The sequence below is a fragment of the Pseudomonas viridiflava genome (genome assembly GCF_001642795.1).
Classification (GTDB): Bacteria; Pseudomonadota; Gammaproteobacteria; order Pseudomonadales; family Pseudomonadaceae; genus Aquipseudomonas; species Aquipseudomonas viridiflava.
This window is the reverse complement of sequence record NZ_LKEH01000035.1, coordinates 17162-33786: the sequence shown is the minus strand read 5'-3', so window position 1 is coordinate 33786 and position 16625 is coordinate 17162. Positions and strand designations below refer to the sequence as shown.

Here is a 16625-nt window from a genome sequence, read left to right as displayed (position 1 = left end):
ATCACGCTGATCGTTCCTACGCTCCGCGTGGGAATGCCTCCCAGGACGCTCCGCGTCCGCTCTTGAATGTGCCGCAGATGCGTGGANAGCTCCAGCGTTATCCACGTCATGCGCTCGGCTCACTGAATCCGCAGTCTGTGCCATTTGTGACGCGGAGCATCACGGGCGGCATGCCCACGCGGAGCGATGGGCACGATCAGCGTCGAGGCAGACTTATGCATAACGATCAGGGCTCTGCGTAAGTGCGGTCATTTTTATACGCACTATCGTCGTGCACTCTTTCAACAGGCAATGCCCCGGCATAACGCATCACCCTTCAGCACCACCCGCTGCGCCCCGCAAACTCGCACTCATCCTCAGGATGGAGTATTAATTGCTTACATCGCTTCCCACAGTCGTTTGAACCGGGACGTCACCGGTTCGGCCGAAAGACTACGTCCGACGCGAGCAGCGGGACGTCATGGAGAATCTGTATGGCGAGCTTTTCTCATTCTGTCGGCGCGCAGACGTATCGCTTCGACAGCCTCAAAGAAGTCATGGCCAAGGCCAGCCCTGCGCGTTCCGGCGATTTTCTGGCCGGCGTCGCAGCGCAGAACGATGGCGAGCGTGTAGCCGCGCAGATGGCGCTGGCCAACATCCCGCTCAAGCACTTTCTTGAAGAAGCGCTGATTCCTTACGAAGACGACGAAGTCACGCGGCTGATCATCGACACCCACGACGCCCTCGCCTTCGCGCCTGTCAGTCACCTGACCGTCGGCGGCTTTCGCGACTGGCTGCTCAGCGATCAGACCGATGAAACCAGCCTGCGAGCACTGGCTCCCGGTCTGACGCCGGAAATGGCTGCCGCCGTTTCGAAGATCATGCGTGTACAGGATCTGGTACTGGTTTCGCAGAAAATCCGCGTCGTCACGCGCTTTCGCAACACCGTCGGCCTGCGCGGTCGCCTGTCGACCCGCCTGCAGCCCAATCACCCGACCGATGATCCCTCCGGTATTGCAGCCAGCGTGCTGGACGGTCTGCTGTACGGTAACGGCGACGCCATGATTGGCATCAACCCGGCCACCGACAGCACCTCGTCCATCATCGCGTTGCTGGAAATGCTCGACGCCATCGTCCAGCGCTACGAGATTCCGACCCAGTCCTGCGTGCTGACCCACGTTACGACGTCCATTGAAGTGATCAACCGTGGCGTGCCGGTGGACCTGGTGTTCCAGTCGATCACCGGCACAGAAGCTGCCAACGCCAGCTTCGGTATCAACCTGAACCTGCTGCAGGAAGGTTACGAAGCGGGACTGAGCCTCAACCGAGGCACGCTCGGGCAGAACCTGATGTATTTCGAGACCGGACAAGGCAGTGCGCTGTCGGCGAACGCGCACCATGGGGTCGATCAACAGACCTGCGAGACCCGCGCCTACGCGGTTGCACGGCATTTCAATCCGTTTCTGGTCAACACCGTGGTTGGCTTCATCGGCCCGGAGTACCTGTACAACGGCAAGCAGATCATCCGCGCCGGCCTTGAAGACCACTTTTGCGGCAAATTGCTGGGCGTGCCGATGGGCTGCGATATCTGCTACACCAACCATGCCGAAGCCGATCAGGACGACATGGACACGCTGCTCACGCTGCTGGGCGTCGCCGGGATCAACTTCATCATGGGTATCCCCGGCTCCGACGACATCATGCTCAACTACCAGACCACCTCGTTCCACGACGCGCTCTATGCCCGGCAAAGCCTGGGCCTGCGTCCGGCTCCGGAATACGAGGCCTGGCTGGAAAAAATGGGCATCTTCACGCAGGCCGACGGACGTGTGCGTTTTGGCGACAGCCTGCCGCCCGCCTTCCGCCACGCCCTGGCGCATCTGGCATGAGGGAACCGCCTGTGAATGAAATGGAAAGCATTGAAGCCAAGCCGGACGCCACGCCGCCCAATCCCTGGCTGGAACTGCGTCGCCTGACATCGGCTCGTATTGCCTTGGGCCGTACCGGCACCAGCCTGCCGACCTCGGCGCAACTGGACTTTCAGTTGGCCCATGCCCAGGCACGCGATGCGGTGCATCTGGCGTTCGATCATGCGGCCATCAGCGCTCAATTGGCTGAAAAAGGCCGTGAAACCCTGTTACTGCACAGCGCCGCCGCCGACCGCGATAGCTATCTGCAAAGACCGGATCTGGGAAGACGCCTGAACGATGAGTCCGCCAGCCAGCTGCGCGACTACGCCGCCGCTCATCCGGGCGGGCTCGATCTGGCGATAGTGGTGGCCGACGGCCTGTCAGCGCTGGCCGTTCATCGCCACGCGGTGCCCTTTCTGGTGCGCCTGGAAGAACAGGCTGAAGCAGAAGGCTGGACGCTGTCGCCTGTGATCATGGTGGAACAGGGTCGCGTGGCCGTCGCCGACGAGATCGGCGAGCTGCTTGGCGCAAAAATGGTGGTGATCCTGATCGGCGAACGCCCCGGTCTCAGTTCTCCTGACAGCCTGGGCCTGTATTTCACCTACGCGCCGAAAGTGGGGCTCAACGACGCGCACCGCAATTGCATCTCCAACATCCGCCTGGAAGGCCTGAGCTACGGGATGGCAGCCCATCGCCTGCTATACCTGATGCGCGAGGCCTGCTGCCGTCAGGTGTCAGGGGTAAAACTCAAGGACGAAGCCGAGCTCAAGACTGTGGAATCCGACGAGGCCGCCGACAACCTGAACAGACGCACTGGCAATTTCCTGCTCGCCGGTCCCGACGACCCGCATTAGATTGCGCTTTCTAAAGCCGCCAGTCAGCATCGCTGTGACCATCCTGGCGCATTGCATTAGCCCATAGTGAAGTTGAGGCCCGACCATGCGGATCATAAAAGCCACGCTCGAACACCTGGACCTGCTCTGCCCGTTGTTCGTCAAATACCGTGAATTCTACGGCGAGCTGCCATTCCCGGATTCGTCGCGGGACTTTCTGGAGAAGCGCCTGCGCCGCGAAGAGTCAGTGATTTATCTCGCGCTGGCGAAGGATGACGAGAACAGACTGCTGGGCTTCTGCCAGCTCTACCCCAGCTATTCCTCGCTGTCGCTCAAGCGCGTCTGGATTCTCAACGACATCTACGTCGCCGAAGACGCCCGCAGACAATTGGTCGCCGACCACCTGATGAAAGAAGCCAAGAAAATGGCCAAGGAAACCCAGGCCGTGCGCATGCGCGTGTCGACCAGCAGCAACAACGACGTGGCGCAAAAAGTCTACGAGTCGATTGGATTCAAGGAAGACACCCAGTTCAAGAACTACGTGCTGCCGATCAACTCGGACCGTTGATTGTGTTTGCGAGCAATCCGGATTTTTCCGTTTTTGCTCGCCCATACCTCCTGCCTCGCAACAGTTGTAACATCTCTGTTGAAAGCTTGCGGCCCTCTGCCCGCATTCTCCTTCTATAATGCCGCGCGTACTGCACACGTAGTTTCTTCCGCATGCGACCCGGATCAGGGTTCTCGCCTCAGGTGCTTCAATGGAATTCAACCCGCTCGACCTCATCCTGCATCTCGATGTTTACCTCGACATGCTGGTGACCAACTACGGCACGTGGATCTACGCGATTCTGTTTCTAGTGATCTTCTGCGAGACCGGTCTGGTGATCATGCCGTTCCTGCCGGGCGACTCCCTGTTGTTCATCGCAGGTGCCGTTGCAGCCGGTGGCGGCATGGACCCGGTTCTGCTCGCCGGGCTGTTGATGCTGGCAGCGATACTGGGCGACAGCACGAACTACGTCATAGGCCGCACGGCGGGTGAAAAACTGTTCAGCAACCCCAGGTCGAAGATTTTCCGTCGCGACTACCTGCTGCGCACCCAGGCGTTCTACGAGCGTCATGGCGGCAAGACCGTTACGCTGGCGCGCTTCCTGCCGATCATCCGCACTTTCGCCCCCTTCGTGGCGGGCGTCGGCCGCATGCATTACCCGCGCTTCGTCGGTTTCAGCATGCTGGGTTCGGTGCTGTGGGTGGGCAGTCTGGTCACGCTCGGCTTCTTCTTCGGCAACGTGCCGTTCATCAAGCAGAACCTGACGTTCCTGGTCCTGGCAATCATCGTGCTTTCCCTGCTGCCGATGATCATCGGCGTCGTGCGCAGCCGCACAGGCCGCTCTGTCGACGTCAGCTGACCCATGTGGTCATTCAGCAACTGGCGCAGGCAACGCACGCTGGCGAAGCACCCGGTTTCCACTGAGCTGTGGCAAACCGTTCGCCAGCGCCTGCCGATCCTCGACGGCCTGAGCGCAGAACAGGAAGCGCAGTTGCGCGATGCCTGCGTGTTGTTTCTACACGACAAGCACCTGACCGCACTACCGGGCGTTGAACTGAACGATGAACACCGGCTGTATCTGGCCGCACAGGCGCAACTGCCGTTGCTGAATCTCGGCGACCTGAACTGGTATCAGGGCTTTCACGAGATCGTGCTTTACCCTGACGACTTCGTCAGCCCGCAGCGTCATCGCGACGCCAGCGGCATCGAACACGAATGGGACGGCGAACACAGCGGCGAGGCATGGCTGCAAGGCCCGGTGATTCTGGCCTGGCCAGGCGTGATGTCGAGCGGTGACTGGGACGGCTACAACCTGGTGATCCACGAGCTGGCACACAAACTGGACATGCTCAACGGCGACGCCAACGGTCTGCCACCGCTGCACAGCGATATGCGCGTTACCGAGTGGGCCAGCATCATGCAGAGTGCCTTCGACGACCTCAACCGTCAGCTCGACCTGAACCCAGACGCCGAAACCACCATCGACCCGTACGCTGCTCAGGACGCCGCCGAATTTTTCGCCGTCACCAGCGAATACTTTTTCAGCGCCCCGGACCTGTTGCACGCCAGCTATCCCGCTGTCTACGACCAACTCAAAGCCTTCTACCGCCAGGACACCCTCGCCCGGCTGAAGGCTTTGCAAGAGCAGGACCCGGCTTACAAGGACACCGACTGAAACCGCCAACCCCGCGCGTGGCAACCAAAACAGAATATGCCTATAATCCGGACCACTTTTTGGCGGTTCGCGCCAAAATCTGTCTGGTCAACTACGGGGGCAAAGCCCAATGAGCTACAGCAAGATTCCGGCAGGTAAAGACCTGCCGAACGACATCTACGTCGCGATCGAAATCCCGGCCAACCACGCGCCGATCAAGTACGAAATCGACAAAGACACCGATTGCCTGTTCGTTGATCGTTTCATGGCCACCCCAATGTTCTACCCAGCCAACTACGGCTTCATCCCCAACACCCTGGCGGATGACGGCGACCCCCTCGACGTGCTGGTCGTGACCCCATACCCGGTTTCCCCGGGTTCGGTCATCCGCGCACGCCCGGTCGGCATCCTGCACATGACCGACGACGGCGGCGGCGATGCCAAAGTCATCGCAGTCCCGCACGACAAACTGTCCCAGCTGTACGTCGACGTCAAAGAGTACACCGACCTGCCAGCCCTGCTGCTTGAGCAGATCAAGCACTTCTTCGAGAACTACAAGGATCTCGAAAAAGGCAAATGGGTCAAGATCGAAGGCTGGGGCGACGCAGAAGCCGCCCGTGCTGAAATCACCAAATCGGTTGCAGCCTTCAAAGGCTGATTGACGGTTTGCCATGTCGAGACACCTGCGGTGCGGGTGTCTTGGCATTTATCCCCCTCAAGATATACGCACCTTGCGCCCTCCAAATGAATCAAGCATAGCGTTTGAAATCATTGCTATCGTGAGCCAAAAGCCTCATTAGCCTGGGGTGGATGAAGAGCTTTTCCTTACCTACCTGCGCTTCTTGCAAGACATCAATGCTTACCAAATCCTTCAGATAGCGAGACGCTGCCTGACGCTGGGCAATTTCTTTATCGACAACGTTGCTGATGCGGCAATAGGGCTGCTCGAATATTACATCTACCAGCTCGCGTGAATACGTCTTGGGCAGTCGATCACGGACGAACTGAGCTGTATGCTCTGACAAACTACGAATGGCTGAAATTTTGCCGCAGGTCCAGAGTGCTGTTTCTTCTACGGCGCTAAGCATAAATAACAACCACGGCTCTCAAGCCTGCTCTCTGGTGATATCCAGCAGCGATAAGGTATTGATCAGTGTCGCTTGGCTGGGAATGCTCAGCCGCCGGTTTAGCTGCGGCCAACGCCGTACAGGCCCTGATACGAAGCTTACGTGTCGTTATTTTTCATTTTTAGCGACACGTTCTCCACTCATGTCGTCGGTAGCGACACATTTTATTATCACGTCGTTAAAGCTCAGTCTTGCGCAATGGCGCAAAGCAGGAGTGCTTGATAACCGATGGCTGATACCCAAACGCGAAATCCGTTATAAATGAAGGTCATTCTTCAAAAACTACGTTTAAAAATGCGTTTAATCGCTCTCTCGCAATAAACATCCCGTCAACGCCCGCACACCCGGCCTGAACAAATCCCTCAGCGTTTATCCAAAATTCGGCGATTACGGAACATGCCTACACAACAAACGTCCCGTCTGTAATACCTCTAGCCGCACACCCCCAGCGACAACGCCGACATCAACACCTCGTTCATTTAAACGTCCTGATCGCGCCAGTAAACTCGGCCCCATGAATACATCAGGCGATCGACTCCGCATCCTTCTCAAAGAGTGCCACCTCACTGCGACTGATTTTGCTGCCAACCGCAAGATCACGCCGCAACACGTCAATAACTGGTTCAAGCGCGGCGTCCCCATGGCGCGTATTGATGAGGTGGCTGAATTATTAACCGTTAACGCCCGCTGGCTGCGCACCGGCGAAGGCCCCAAACACCCAACCGACTCCGCCAATGAAAACAACGGCGGCGACACTCGACTGATCGTCCATCAGGATCAAGGAAGAAACATGCTGCGTGGAGACGTGGAAATTCAGATCTTCAAGGAAATCGAATCCACCCATGGCGTCAGCAAAACCGTCCTGGCCGAAGCCCCAGGACAAAAAATCCGTCTGCCGCTGCAGGTCCTGCAAACCATGGGCATCGACCCCAGAAACTGTCTGTGCGTCGCCATGGTCGGCAACAGCATGGCCGACAAGATCCAGGATGGCTCGATTCTGGGAGTGGACCGTGAACTGACGCAGGTGATCGACGGCGAAATCTACGCTATCGAACACGGCGGCATCCTGCGCGTGCGCTATCTCTACCGCCTGCCCAACGGCGGCCTGCGCCTGCGCAGCCACAACGACGCCGAATACCCCGACGAAATCTTCAGCGCCGAAGACATCGAAGACGAACGCATCCGCATCCTGGGCTGGATCTTCTGGTGGTCCACCCTCAACAGCCGGAGAAATGCGATGCTGCTGTTCTGACACTGGCGTGATGGCACATCAAGGCTGGGCATGGGCGGCAAACATCAGTATGCTGTCCGCCATCCAAAGCATCCCCGCCCAGCGGCGATGCCACAGCACGGCAGATGACGCATCTGCCCTGCTCTCTTATCAGCATTCCTTGCGAATGCACCTTTTGCAGGCGATTGCGGTTTACCAAAAATAGACCAAAACTGCCCACGAGAAGCCGGCCACAAGCCGGCTTTTTAACGCCTGCCGAAAGCCAGCCCCACCCACCGAAATCGTACGTTTCAGCACGGCGTCATCGTCCTCATTACGCGCCACATATCTTCTCAACCCAAACCCTGGTGCCAGAAACTGACACCCCGCCATGCTCAGATAACCCAACAGGGAAACGATCCCGGCGCAAGGTCCTGACAACGGCGGCTAACGACTGATGATGACGCTTTATTACTCACCCGGAACCTACTCGCTGGCGGCGCAGATTGCGCTGCACGAAACGGGGCTCGCGTTCAGATTGGTTGAGGTCGATCTCCGCAATCAGTCGTTGCTGGACGGTACCGACTTTCATGAGATCAATCCCAAGGGCTATGTCCCGCTGCTGGAGTTGCACGACGGCGAGCGAATCAGCGAGTTGGCGGTCATCCTGACCTGTATTGCCGACCAGGCGCCCTGCCTTGAACTCGCGCCAATGCATGGAACACTTGAACGTATTCGTTTGCTGGAAACCTTGAACTTCATTGCGACCGAGATGCATAAAGCCAACAGCGTCCTGTTGAGTCCGCGTATCGACACGACGACTGCGGCCTACTATCGCCAATGGCTACGCGGGCCGTATGAGTGGCTGGATGAACAGCTTTGCAGAGGGGCCTGGTTGATGGGCCATCACTTCACGGTTGCAGACGCTTATGCCTTCGTAGCGGTGCAACATGCTATCCACCTGAACATAAATTTGAGTGACCTGCAGGCAATCGAAAGGTTTATGGAGCATATGCAGCGCAGATCCTCGGTCCAAGCCACTGCATGCTTGAATGTAACGCGTCTGCCTGATAGTACTTTTGCCGAAAAAGCTGGTTCAAATCACACACAACGCCTGTCAGCTTGAACAAGGCCCTGACCTTAATAAAAAGCCACTTCCTGAAAGCACTCAAGAGGCTCATCAAATGGCGTTCAAACAATCATCTTTCGCCTGGATACTGCTGCCCTTTCTGCTTGCCTGGACAACCATCGGCTGGACACAAACGCCTGAGGTCAACGACCAGATTGACGGCCTTGTCAGAGAGCCTCTTGTCCTGAACATCAGCCTGCCTGACGGACAGAGGGCGACGCTGGATGCGTTTGTCACACGCCCCGACAGGCCTGGACGCTGGCCGGTTGCGTTGATCACCCATGGCACCGATGGCAATCAGATTGATCGCGCTATCAGCCCTAACCGATTTTCATCGGCGGCGATAGCCTTTGCTCGTCATGGCTACGCGTCAGTTGTGGTCATGCGCCAAGGGTATGGAAAGTCTTCAGGCGTCACCGAGTACCAGCACCAGGTTGGAACCTGCGAGCATCCCCATCATGCGAGGGCCGGTAAAATTGCAGCCGACGATCTCATCGCCGCTCTGAGCGCCATCCGGCTTGAATCGTGGGCCTCGCCTGATGAAGCCATCATGATGGGGCAATCTGCAGGAGGCTTCGCGGTATTGGCTGCCGGTGCCGACAATCCTCCGGGCGTGCAAGCGATCATCAACTTCGATGGTGGTCGTGGCGCAATCAAGTCGGGTGGGGTTTGCGACAAAGAGCACTTGTTAGCATCCATCGCAAGCTTTGGCAGGCGGTCACACGTGCCTGCCCTCTGGCTTTATGCCGTTAATGACGAGGTGTTTCCTATGCCGCTGAGCAGAGAGATGTTTGATACCTATCTCTCTGCCGGAGGCATCGGTGAGTTTCAGGAGGCTCCGGCATTCGAAAAAAACGGTCATGTCTTTATAGAATGGGCGCCTGAACAAACGTGGTGGAATACCGTTGCCGACTTTCTGAACAAACAGCAGCTTGCATCTCAGGAAATCGTGGCACTGCCTGCAACCGATCTTCCCGCACCCGCAGAACTGAGTGCTGCAGCAAAGGACGCCTTGCGTGCATATGCGCAAGACCAGTCGTACGAGAAAGCGTTCGCAACCAATGGCAAAGGTGTCTGGGGCTGGAGTAAGGGTGAGCGAACTCAAGACGATGCCGCCGCCAAGGCGATGGAATACTGTCAAAAGAATGTTATTGGCGATCGACCCGCTTGCACCGTCTACGCGCTAGGCAACCATCTGATGGCTTCAGGTGCGCAAGTTGACGCCAGCTCCCACTGAAGGACGCCGGACGTCAGCCGCTAATCCGCACACTCACCAGACCTGTCTAGCCCCCGATCTCTCCAAAGCCTCCAGACCCTGTCCCATCCGGCCTCATGGCTCACGCCCTCAACCACCACCACCCGATTGCACACACCGCTGCGCAACCGCTCGCGATACGCCTGTGCCAGCGCAGTCGGAACGACTTCATCCAGAGCCCCTGAGAAATGCCGTTGAGGGATGCCCGCCAACCGACGCGGGTAGTCCAGTGGATCGAGTGAGCCTGCAAGGGGTGTCAGGTGATGGGTGTGTGCCCATAGGCGCGGGCTGAGGTTGCCTGCGAGCGTCTGGACTTGGGTCACGTCATCTCGCTGAGCAGCCAGCAGCAGCGCCAGGGCGGCCCCGCCGGAGTAGCCGACCAGTTCGAATGACGGGTTGCCATAACGCTGTTTCAGAAGGTCAAGTGCCTGGCTGAGGCTGGTGACGACCTCCTGCGAGAAACGTCGATCTGTCCAGAGCGCTGTCTTGCAGCCAGGCGAGGTGAGGAACTGGCAAGGTCGTGCGAGGTAGGCGTTGGGTGTCGGGTCGTCGATGGCCAGACGCGGCACCAGCAATTTTCGGGGGCTGGGGTCGAGGCTGGGTTGGGTCGCAGTGGCCCAGGCATGACCGTCGCCTTCAAGGTAAACGCGCAGACGGCCCGCAGGCGGAACATGGTTCGGCAGCAGCGCAGCCAGCCCGAACGGCTGGCCGGGCAGGATTTGCAGTTGCCGACCATGCTCGTCAGCCAGTTGTTGCAATGCCTGACGCGGCGATTGGCAGCCTGCGATGAGGGCGCCGATCAGCAGCGCCATCAAAGCCTGAAGGAAAACGCCCCAGCGATAAGGGCCGGGACGGGAGTTCGTCATCAGAAGTCGTAACGCACTTTTGCCGAGAACACATCGGCATCGAAATCCGACTTGCCGATGTAGTCGTAATTCAGGCCAAGGGTGATCGCCCCCAGCTTGTAGTCCGCACCCACGCCTGCTTCGTAGCTGTCGCGTACCGCCTTGGCACCGCTGGTCACGAACGGTGTGCTGCCGAGCAGGAAGGTCGATGTGCTCTTGGCCTCGTCGGCGGCGAAATCGTGATACGCCATCAGTTTGGCTTGCGGTTCCAGCGTTCCCGCGCCGAGAGCGAAGCTGCCCGCCACGCGTACACCCGCGCCCAGCTCGATGGCTTCATAGCGCTGGTCTTCGACCTTCAACGCGGCCGACGAGTTTTTCTCGCGATAGCCGTCGATGTTCACCTGGCTGTAACGCGCAGCCAATCGTGGCTCGATCAGCGTTTGCGGGGTGACGTGGTAGGTGTAGCCGCCCACCAGATTCAGGCCCAACAGGTCGCTGTCATAGTCCGATTTGGCACGCGTACCGGCGATGCTGCGTTTGCCCTGGTTGTCGTTGAAGCCGTAGGTCAGGCTGGAATCGACAAAGTAGTTGCCCAGCTCGAAACCGCTGTACAGGGTGAATGCATGGCTGTCGACTTCGGTCTTGTTGCCGTTTTTGCCATTCACGTCGGTATTGATGAAGCTGTACGCCAGACCCACGGTCAGGTTCTCGTTCAACTTGCCGTCAGCGCCGACTGCAACGCCGTGGCTATAGGCGTTGTAGCCCGCCACGCCGTCACGCTGGCCTTGAGTGGCGTCGCTATAAAGCGACTGGACCCATACGCCCGCATCCTTGAAACCTTCGCCCGACGACGCGCCGCGTATCGAGCTGGTGCGGCTGCCGGTGACGCCACTGATCAGGCTCTGGCTGGTGGTCGCGGCACGGGTTGCGCCGCCGTTGATTTCCGGTGTCAGTTGCGAAGCCAGCTTGGCAACCTGAGCTTCATCAGCGTTCAGCAAGGCTTGCTTGAACGGATCGCTATCGTTCATTTTGCCGATGATGCTGTCATCAACGAGGTTGACCAGCGTTTTCTGGCTATTGGTAGAGCCGCCGTTATCGGTGACGATCTGGGCAACCTGTTCCTTGCCTTTGGCCGTCACCACCGCAACCACTTGAGTACCGCTGACGGTGTAACTGTCGACGTTGAGCAGCGCCGATGTGCTGACGACATCAAGCTTGCCGTTCGGGTCGACTTTCACACCCTCTTTGTCAAGCAGATCAATTCGGCCTGCTTCGAGCAGTTTGTAGGTAGTGCCTGTGGCGCTGAAATCCTCACCCTTGGCGGCCAGCCTGATCTGGGCACCTGGTTCGAACTGGGCGGCGTCGGTGACTCTCAGGACGGCCGTATTCACGTTGGTGGCGCTGCTGAGATTCAGGGCCAGCGCAGCGTTGCCTGCGACGTAAATGCCGCCATTGATGCTGGTGTGCGGAGCTTCCAGCGTAAAGGTGGTCGCCGGGCTGCCCGTATCGCCAACAAGGATCAAACCATCCTTTTTCAGACGGATGTTATAGCCGTCAGTGCTGGTATTGGTCGCCGTGAAGGACGTGTCACCTTCCAGTTCAATATTACTCAGGTCTATCAGGTTGCCGACAATGACACTGCCCTTGCGCAGGATCAGTTCGACCGGGCGATTGCTTGCCGAGGCATCGATGGCCTTGTCGGCAGAAATGATCGAGCCATTGTTGAAGATATTGAAGTCGCCTCTTTCAAGGAACCACGGCTGGGCGCCCGGCAAATTGAAGCGGGTATTACCGATGGCGATGGCGGTACCCTGCCCGCGTATAGTCCCGTCGTTGGTCAGGTGCGTGGTGTTGCCGGTGAAGCTGGCGCCGTCGATCCGCACGCCTTCAGCGTTTTCACCTGTAGCGACAATGGTGCCCTGGTTGTTGAAATAGCCAAGCTCTGCAAAAGCCCCCGAGCTGCTGGTGGTCAGGTCAACACCCGTCGCACCCTTGCCGGAGACATCGATCTGGCCACGATTGAAGAAGGTGCCGACGATCTTGCCCCCCTCCACGCTGACACCTTTCACCCCTTCTCCGCTGCTGCTGATGACGGCATTGAGAATCAGATCCTTGTCGACCCTCGAACCGTTGAGACCGACGATATTCTGCAAACCGCTCCCGCTATAACTTCCGCCCATGTCGAGGTTGCCAGTGTGAGTCTGGCCCTGGCTTTTGAAACCGGAATTGGTCAGTTGAACGGTTTCGGCGAATGCGGGCATCGCGTAGGCGGCCACCGAGAGGGCGAGCAGGGTCTTGCGCAGAACAGGGATCACAGTTCATTCCTTTAACAGCGTATTGGACAAGCTTCCGTGCGTGGTAGAACCTGACTGTAATAGCGGGCAGTGGCGTCGCGCAGAAGGGCGCGGCGAGGATACAGAAAGGCCATCATAATGACATCATTTATTTGACGTCATTAAAACGACAACAGCCTGTACTCGAGACCACTCATAAATAAAATAAAACTACGAAATCCGCGATTTGTGCAGCAATCTGCTGCACAACAGCTCGCCGTTGCAGACTGAAAAATCTGCAATCGAACGCCTGACATGATTTTCAACTCATACCTTCAGCATTCAACGACTCCCTCCTCACACCACTCACTGAGGCCTTCCGTATGACTGACACTCCTTATACCCCGCCCAAGGTCTGGCAGCACGAAGCCGCGTCAGGCGGCACCTTCGCCAGTATCAATCGTCCCACCGCCGGCCCTACGCACGAAAAGGAGCTGCCGGTCGGCAAGCACCCGCTGCAGCTTTATTCGCTGGCCACGCCGAACGGCGTCAAGGTCACGATCATGCTGGAGGAACTGCTGGAACTGGGACACAGCGGCGCGGAATACGATGCGTGGCTGATCAAAATCTCCGAGGGCGATCAGTTCTCCAGTGGGTTCGTCGGAGTCAATCCGAACTCGAAGATCCCGGCGCTGGTGGATCGCAGTCACGACACGCCCGTGCGTGTGTTCGAATCGGGATCGATTCTGCTGTACCTCGCGGAGAAGTTTTCCAGCTTCCTGCCCGCTGATACGGCCGGGCGGACCGAAACATTGAACTGGCTGTTCTGGCAGATGGGCGCAGCGCCTTATCTGGGCGGTGGTTTCGGGCATTTCTACGCCTACGCGCCAGAGAAACTGGAATACCCGATCAACCGTTTCGCCATGGAAGCCAAGCGTCAGCTGGACGTGCTGAACCGTCGTCTTGGAGAAAGCCGTTATCTGGGAGGCGACACTTACACCATCGCCGACATCGCGGTCTGGCCATGGTATGGCGCGCTGGTGCAGAACAAGGTGTATTCGGCGGCAGAGTTTCTATCGGTGCACGAATACCCGAACCTGATCCGCTGGACCGAAGAAATCGCAGCGCGGCCTGCCGTGATACGCGGCAAGAAGGTGAATCGCACCTGGGGCGAGGAATCGGAGCAGGTTCCAGAGCGGCATCAGGCGTCTGATCTGGACAAGTAAGGCGTCACGCGGCGCTGTTGTGATGCTTCAACCAGCATCACATCAGTGCCGACACGATGGCCAACATCGCTTAACCTTATGCGCTGTTGATCCGCCATCTGACACCGGAGCCCCACATGCCGCACGACAAAGACCCACGCGCCCATACCGCCCTGTCGCAACGCGGCCGCAGTGCAGACAGCGGTCCGGGGTTGTCGGTCAATCCGCCGGTCGTGCGGATCAGTACGGTGCTGTTCGACAGCCTCGCGGCCTTGCGCGAAGCGGAAGTGCGGACGGCCGGGCCTGAGCGCTCGTTGACGTACGGTGCCAACGGCAACCCGACGGCGTTTGCGTTGCAGGACCTGATCACTGAACTGGAAAGCGCCCACGGCACCTGCCTGTACCCCACCGGGCTGGCTGCGGTGGCGCAGATGTTTCAATCGTTTTTGCGTCCCGGCGATCATGTGCTGATAACGGAGTCGGTCTACGGGCCGGTACGGCGTCTGGCCAACACGATGCTGAAAGCGTTCGACATCCAGTTCGATTACTACGCCGCGAATGGCAGCAACATCGAATCCCTGATCAAGCCCAACACACGCATGATCTATGCCGAAGTGCCCGGTTCGCTGACCTTCGACATGTGTGATCTGCCTGCGCTTTCGCGGCTGTGCAAAGCGAGAAACCTGCTGCTGGCTGTGGATAACTCGTGGGGGTCTGGCGTGTTGTTCAAGCCGCTTGAGCTGGGTGCAGACATTTCGCTGATGGCGCTGACCAAGTACGTTGCCGGGCATTCGGATGTGATGATGGGCAGTGTCAGCGTTACCGAAGCCCATTGGAAAACCCTCAAGACCATGAATACCGCTGTTGGCAATACGGTCAGCCCGGACGATGCGTATCTGGTGCTGCGCGGCGCTCGCAGTCTGGCGGCGCGTATGGCTATGCATGAGCGTCACGCCCTGCAGGTTGCGCAGTGGCTGCTGGAGCAACCGCAGGTGGCGCGGGTGCTGTATCCGGCGCTCGAGAGCGATCCGGGCCACGCCATCTGGAAGCGGGATTTCCATGGCTGCAATGGTTTGCTGAGTTTCGAATTCAAAACGACCGATCGTCAGGTGCTCGATCGTTTCGTCGGTGCCCTGAAGCTGTTCGGGATCGGTTATTCGTGGGGCGGTTTCGAAAGCCTCATCACCGAGATTGAACAACATGGCCCCGATCGCGGTGACGGCCCGATGCTGCGGCTGCAAATCGGTCTGGAAAGCCCGGATGACCTGATTGCCGACCTGCGGTCAGGTTTCGCCGCAGTCTGAACCCGGCGGGCTAACCTGAAAGCGCTACAGCGCTGTCATCCGGCTGCCGAACAGGTCGCCGTCATTTGCCCCACGGGCGTCGCTCTGCTAGTGTCGCCCGGTTTAATCTCTACCGGAAATGCCCTCATGGCCCGCAAGAAAGCTGCACTGGATTTCGAACAGTCTCTCGCTGATCTGCAAACGCTGGTAGAGCGACTGGAGAATGGCGAGTTGTCACTGGAAGACTCTCTTACCGCCTTCGAACAGGGCGTGCGTTTGACGCGCGACTGTCAGAGCGCTCTGACCGCTGCCGAGCAGAAGGTTCAGGTGTTGCTGGAGCGCGATGGTGAACTGGCCGAAGAGCCTTTCGACGACGCGGAATTGCCTGAATGATCGCGAGCTACCAAGCGCAAAGCCAGGCCCGCGTCAACGCGGCGCTTGAAGGTCTGTTCCAAGCCCCAACTCCTGAATTGACCCGTCTCTACGACGCCATGCGCTACAGCGTGATGAATGGCGGCAAACGCGTGCGCCCGTTGCTGGCCTATGCGGCCTGTGAAGCACTGGGTGGTGTCGCGGAAGATGCCAATGGCGCGGCCTGTGCGGTCGAGCTGATCCATGCCTATTCGCTGGTGCACGATGATCTGCCTGCGATGGACGATGACGATCTGCGTCGCGGCCAACCCACGACGCACAAGGCGTTTGACGAAGCCTGTGCGATTCTGGCGGGCGATGGCCTGCAGAGCCTGGCGTTCACCGCCCTGCTCGCGCCGAACCTGACCTCGCGTGACGCGCAGACGCGCCTGCAGATGGTCAGCACTCTGGCGACAGCTGCCGGGCCGGCCGGCATGGTGGGTGGTCAGGCAATCGATCTGGGTTCGGTGGGTCTGAAGCTGGATCAGGCTGCACTGGAATACATGCACCGCCACAAGACTGGCGCACTGATCGAAGCCAGTGTTCGACTGGGCGCACTGGCGAGCGGCCGTGCCGACCAGACACAACTTGATGCACTTCAGGTGTATGCCCGAGCCGTAGGTCTGGCTTTTCAGGTGCAGGACGACATTCTCGACGTGGAAAGTGACACTGCCACCCTCGGCAAACGCCAGGGTGCGGATATTGCCCGCGACAAGCCGACCTATCCGGCCTTGCTGGGGCTTGAGGCCGCCAAGGGCTACGCCCTGGAGCTGCGCGATCAGGCGCTGACTGCACTAGACTTGTTCAGTAACGCAGCAGAACCTTTGCGCGAGCTGGCCCGCTACATCGTTGAACGCCGTCACTGATCAGCATTACCGACCATCGAAATCGGGTGAATCAACAGCAGTTCATCCGGTCACAGTCATCAGGTCCGGTTCAGCCGGACGCCGCTGATGCACTTCAT

General features: G+C 58.6%; 15 protein-coding genes and 1 pseudogene. 13 read left to right on the top strand and 3 right to left on the bottom strand.

All coding sequences use genetic code 11. From position 1 onward, the window contains the following. Positions 1 to 473 precede the first annotated feature (473 nt). From AO065_RS19610 to ppa, 6 genes are all read left to right on the top strand, one after another. Complete coding sequence (locus AO065_RS19610; protein WP_004883765.1) at positions 474 to 1868, top strand: ethanolamine ammonia-lyase subunit EutB; 1395 nt, start codon at positions 474 to 476, stop codon at positions 1866 to 1868. Continuing rightward, complete coding sequence (gene eutC / locus AO065_RS19605; RefSeq protein WP_004883764.1) at positions 1865 to 2743, top strand: ethanolamine ammonia-lyase subunit EutC; 879 nt, start codon at positions 1865 to 1867, stop codon at positions 2741 to 2743. The genes AO065_RS19610 and eutC overlap by 4 nt, the downstream gene beginning before the upstream one ends. Before the next feature lie 85 nt (positions 2744 to 2828). Further along, on the top strand, positions 2829 to 3290 hold the full coding sequence (locus AO065_RS19600; protein ID WP_004883763.1) for a GNAT family N-acetyltransferase: 462 nt from the start codon (positions 2829 to 2831) through the stop codon (positions 3288 to 3290). Positions 3291 to 3480: 190 nt separating this feature from the next. After that, complete coding sequence (locus AO065_RS19595; RefSeq protein WP_004883762.1) at positions 3481 to 4128, top strand: DedA family protein; 648 nt, start codon at positions 3481 to 3483, stop codon at positions 4126 to 4128. Positions 4129 to 4131: 3 nt separating this feature from the next. Beyond that, on the top strand, positions 4132 to 4944 hold the full coding sequence (locus AO065_RS19590; RefSeq protein WP_004883761.1) for a M90 family metallopeptidase: 813 nt from the start codon (positions 4132 to 4134) through the stop codon (positions 4942 to 4944). A 109-nt stretch (positions 4945 to 5053) separates the two neighbouring features. Then, positions 5054 to 5581: an inorganic diphosphatase gene (gene ppa / locus AO065_RS19585; RefSeq protein ID WP_004883760.1), complete on the top strand. Its 528-nt coding sequence runs from the start codon at positions 5054 to 5056 to the stop codon at positions 5579 to 5581. A gap of 91 nt (positions 5582 to 5672) precedes the next feature. On the opposite strand, the pseudogene AO065_RS19580 reads toward ppa, so the two are convergent. Beyond that, positions 5673 to 6059 (bottom strand): annotated as a pseudogene (locus tag AO065_RS19580) (Fic family protein); the annotation flags it as partial. Between the two features lie 505 nt (positions 6060 to 6564). Between AO065_RS19580 and AO065_RS19575 the strand changes: the two are divergent. The 3 genes from AO065_RS19575 to AO065_RS19565 all read left to right on the top strand — a co-directional run bounded on the left by AO065_RS19575 (position 6565) and on the right by AO065_RS19565 (position 9626). After that, positions 6565 to 7302 (top strand): LexA family transcriptional regulator, encoded by a 738-nt coding sequence (locus AO065_RS19575; RefSeq protein WP_004883758.1) that lies wholly within the window; start codon positions 6565 to 6567, stop codon positions 7300 to 7302. Between the two features lie 418 nt (positions 7303 to 7720). Then, positions 7721 to 8386: a glutathione S-transferase N-terminal domain-containing protein gene (locus AO065_RS19570; protein WP_004883757.1), complete on the top strand. Its 666-nt coding sequence runs from the start codon at positions 7721 to 7723 to the stop codon at positions 8384 to 8386. Further along, positions 8340 to 9626: an alpha/beta hydrolase family protein gene (locus tag AO065_RS19565; protein WP_235811606.1), complete on the top strand. Its 1287-nt coding sequence runs from the start codon at positions 8340 to 8342 to the stop codon at positions 9624 to 9626. Before AO065_RS19570 ends, AO065_RS19565 begins: the two co-directional genes overlap by 47 nt. Before the next feature lie 20 nt (positions 9627 to 9646). On the opposite strand, the gene AO065_RS19560 is transcribed toward AO065_RS19565, so the two are convergent. Beyond that, positions 9647 to 10510 carry a hypothetical protein gene (locus tag AO065_RS19560; RefSeq protein ID WP_004883755.1) on the bottom strand — a complete coding sequence of 288 codons (864 nt, stop codon included), beginning with the start codon at positions 10508 to 10510 and terminating at the stop codon, positions 9647 to 9649. Further along, complete coding sequence (locus tag AO065_RS19555; RefSeq protein WP_050562181.1) at positions 10510 to 12750, bottom strand: autotransporter family protein; 2241 nt, start codon at positions 12748 to 12750, stop codon at positions 10510 to 10512. Before AO065_RS19555 ends, AO065_RS19560 begins: the two co-directional genes overlap by 1 nt. Positions 12751 to 13145: 395 nt before the next feature. Here AO065_RS19555 and yghU point away from each other — a divergent pair, with 395 nt between their 5' ends. The 4 genes from yghU to AO065_RS19535 all read left to right on the top strand — a co-directional run bounded on the left by yghU (position 13146) and on the right by AO065_RS19535 (position 16527). Next, on the top strand, positions 13146 to 13988 hold the full coding sequence (yghU, locus tag AO065_RS19550; protein ID WP_004883753.1) for a glutathione-dependent disulfide-bond oxidoreductase: 843 nt from the start codon (positions 13146 to 13148) through the stop codon (positions 13986 to 13988). 116 nt (positions 13989 to 14104) lie between these two features. Further along, positions 14105 to 15271, top strand: a complete 1167-nt coding sequence (gene metC / locus AO065_RS19545; protein WP_004883752.1) for a cystathionine beta-lyase — start codon at positions 14105 to 14107, stop codon at positions 15269 to 15271. Between the two features lie 126 nt (positions 15272 to 15397). Beyond that, positions 15398 to 15643, top strand: coding sequence for an exodeoxyribonuclease VII small subunit (locus tag AO065_RS19540; RefSeq protein ID WP_004883751.1), 246 nt, complete (start codon positions 15398 to 15400; stop codon positions 15641 to 15643). Continuing rightward, complete coding sequence (locus tag AO065_RS19535; protein WP_004883750.1) at positions 15640 to 16527, top strand: polyprenyl synthetase family protein; 888 nt, start codon at positions 15640 to 15642, stop codon at positions 16525 to 16527. The genes AO065_RS19540 and AO065_RS19535 overlap by 4 nt, the downstream gene beginning before the upstream one ends. Positions 16528 to 16625 lie beyond the last annotated feature (98 nt).

What these genes read in the sequence shown, in the direction of transcription:
- AO065_RS19600 (WP_004883763.1), top strand. Translation starts at nt 2,829, where the DNA reads ATGCGGATCATAAAAGCCACGCTCGAACACCTGGACCTGCTCTGCCCG.
- AO065_RS19570 (WP_004883757.1), top strand. Translation starts at nt 7,721, where the DNA reads ATGACGCTTTATTACTCACCCGGAACCTACTCGCTGGCGGCGCAGATT.
- AO065_RS19575 (WP_004883758.1), top strand. Translation starts at nt 6,565, where the DNA reads ATGAATACATCAGGCGATCGACTCCGCATCCTTCTCAAAGAGTGCCAC.
- AO065_RS19610 (WP_004883765.1), top strand. Translation starts at nt 474, where the DNA reads ATGGCGAGCTTTTCTCATTCTGTCGGCGCGCAGACGTATCGCTTCGAC.
- AO065_RS19555 (WP_050562181.1), bottom strand. Translation starts at nt 12,750, where the DNA reads ATGCCCGCATTCGCCGAAACCGTTCAACTGACCAATTCCGGTTTCAAA.
- AO065_RS19535 (WP_004883750.1), top strand. Translation starts at nt 15,640, where the DNA reads ATGATCGCGAGCTACCAAGCGCAAAGCCAGGCCCGCGTCAACGCGGCG.
- AO065_RS19595 (WP_004883762.1), top strand. Translation starts at nt 3,481, where the DNA reads ATGGAATTCAACCCGCTCGACCTCATCCTGCATCTCGATGTTTACCTC.
- eutC (WP_004883764.1), top strand. Translation starts at nt 1,865, where the DNA reads ATGAGGGAACCGCCTGTGAATGAAATGGAAAGCATTGAAGCCAAGCCG.
- ppa (WP_004883760.1), top strand. Translation starts at nt 5,054, where the DNA reads ATGAGCTACAGCAAGATTCCGGCAGGTAAAGACCTGCCGAACGACATC.
- AO065_RS19540 (WP_004883751.1), top strand. Translation starts at nt 15,398, where the DNA reads ATGGCCCGCAAGAAAGCTGCACTGGATTTCGAACAGTCTCTCGCTGAT.
- yghU (WP_004883753.1), top strand. Translation starts at nt 13,146, where the DNA reads ATGACTGACACTCCTTATACCCCGCCCAAGGTCTGGCAGCACGAAGCC.
- AO065_RS19590 (WP_004883761.1), top strand. Translation starts at nt 4,132, where the DNA reads ATGTGGTCATTCAGCAACTGGCGCAGGCAACGCACGCTGGCGAAGCAC.
- AO065_RS19560 (WP_004883755.1), bottom strand. Translation starts at nt 10,510, where the DNA reads ATGACGAACTCCCGTCCCGGCCCTTATCGCTGGGGCGTTTTCCTTCAG.
- metC (WP_004883752.1), top strand. Translation starts at nt 14,105, where the DNA reads ATGCCGCACGACAAAGACCCACGCGCCCATACCGCCCTGTCGCAACGC.